2 protein-coding genes are annotated in these 1,228 nt (G+C 60.7%); both read right to left on the bottom strand.

The window, feature by feature from the left end; genetic code table 11:
• Positions 1-171: 171 nt before the first annotated feature.
• The gene (locus MTR64_RS21260) at positions 172-402 is read right to left on the bottom strand and encodes a hypothetical protein (protein WP_243996594.1); all 231 of its coding nucleotides are present in this window, start codon (positions 400-402) and stop codon (positions 172-174) included.
• A 346-nt stretch (positions 403-748) separates the two neighbouring features.
• Positions 749-1,165, bottom strand: coding sequence for a hypothetical protein (locus MTR64_RS21255; RefSeq protein WP_243996592.1), 417 nt, complete (start codon positions 1,163-1,165; stop codon positions 749-751).
• Between the last annotated feature and the right edge of the window lie 63 nt (positions 1,166-1,228).

Here is a 1,228-nt window from a genome sequence, read left to right as displayed (position 1 = left end):
GTGGCGATCTTGGACATCGTATTGCGTGGCCGGTGAGGTGCTCGGTTGGGATACACGCCGGTTCCTTGAGCGAAGCAGCCAGGCCTTGTCCGGAACGACAGCGTGCAGCCATACAAATGGCAGAGGGGGCCTTTGGTGCGTTGGTGTCGGCTGCTGCGTGCCCTGGGTCGTTCACCCGGCTGCGACGATGGAATGTTCAAGTCGTACATCGTCCAGAAGCCGCTCGATCGCGGCACGCTGCGTCTCGGTGCCGCTTAGTCTGACATCCCAATTGCAATGGGCATGTGTTTCCGCGTCACGCACGATCACCTTGCCAAGGGCCCGCCGCCATGTCTGCGATGTGCCGCCTTTCTCCCGGATAAGGCGGGCGATAAGCAGCTGTTCGAGGTGGGAGGCGGTCATGCCACCTGCTTAGCTGCTGTGGGTGGTTAGGCAAGCCGGCGTTCGCGTGCCGGCTTGTTGTCTCAATGGCGGGCTTCGAGGTCAGCAGCAAAGCTGCAATTGGCGGCTCTTGCCGTCCCACTGTCTGCACTCAAGGCGGCAGAACTCGACCAACTCTCGCCGTTCCGCTGCGGCCTCTGGAACGTCGGCTTACGCCGAAACCGGTCTTCCAGAAGTCGGATCGCCGCCGGTCGGCTACGCGCCCATTTAAGTCGCTCCTCTGAACAGACGCCGTTCCCAGAACCTGCCATTCCCGGAGGTTAGCGCAATCAAGCCCAAAAGGTCGAGGCTGGGACATTCTGCTCAGTCAGCTTCGGAGCGCCGAGGCAGCGATAACGGACGTCGCGCGGCAACAAACTGCTGCCTGCAGACGCCGGTAGAGCGCCCGTTCCACGGTCACTATCTCTTCTGCAATACCGACGGCCTGTTCATCTGGCCCAGTCCGACAACGAATGCCGTTTGAAATCGGCGCCCGAACCGTCTTCAGTCGCAGGACAGTCGCCGAGCGGATGTGTTTTGGACTTCTGGGATTGACGACAGCGTACAGATTGTCGAGCGCAAGATGCGTGAAGGGCGCGCGGGTCAACTGCTTATAGTCGATCCACGCCAGGATCGAATTTTGCGCCGTGATCGCTGGTCTCACAGGCTGCAATAGCCGCTCGTGGTTGACCTGCGCGGCAGCGAGCCCACATGGTATGGTAAAGATATTCCAGCGCAGCGGCATAGCTTGTCACATCGAAGAGCGGAGCCGCCATGCGATTTCTGCTCAGCTTTGCCTTGCAGGCCG

Source organism: Novosphingobium album (ex Hu et al. 2023), assembly GCF_022832385.1.
Lineage (GTDB): Bacteria > Pseudomonadota > Alphaproteobacteria > Sphingomonadales > Sphingomonadaceae > Novosphingobium > Novosphingobium album.
The sequence above is the reverse complement of the archived record's forward strand: the minus strand, read 5'-3'. Positions and strand labels throughout refer to the sequence as shown.

Coding starts and splice junctions, on each gene's coding strand:
- MTR64_RS21260 (WP_243996594.1), bottom strand. CDS start 402: ATGACCGCCTCCCACCTCGAACAGCTGCTTATCGCCCGCCTTATCCGG.
- MTR64_RS21255 (WP_243996592.1), bottom strand. CDS start 1,165: ATGCCGCTGCGCTGGAATATCTTTACCATACCATGTGGGCTCGCTGCC.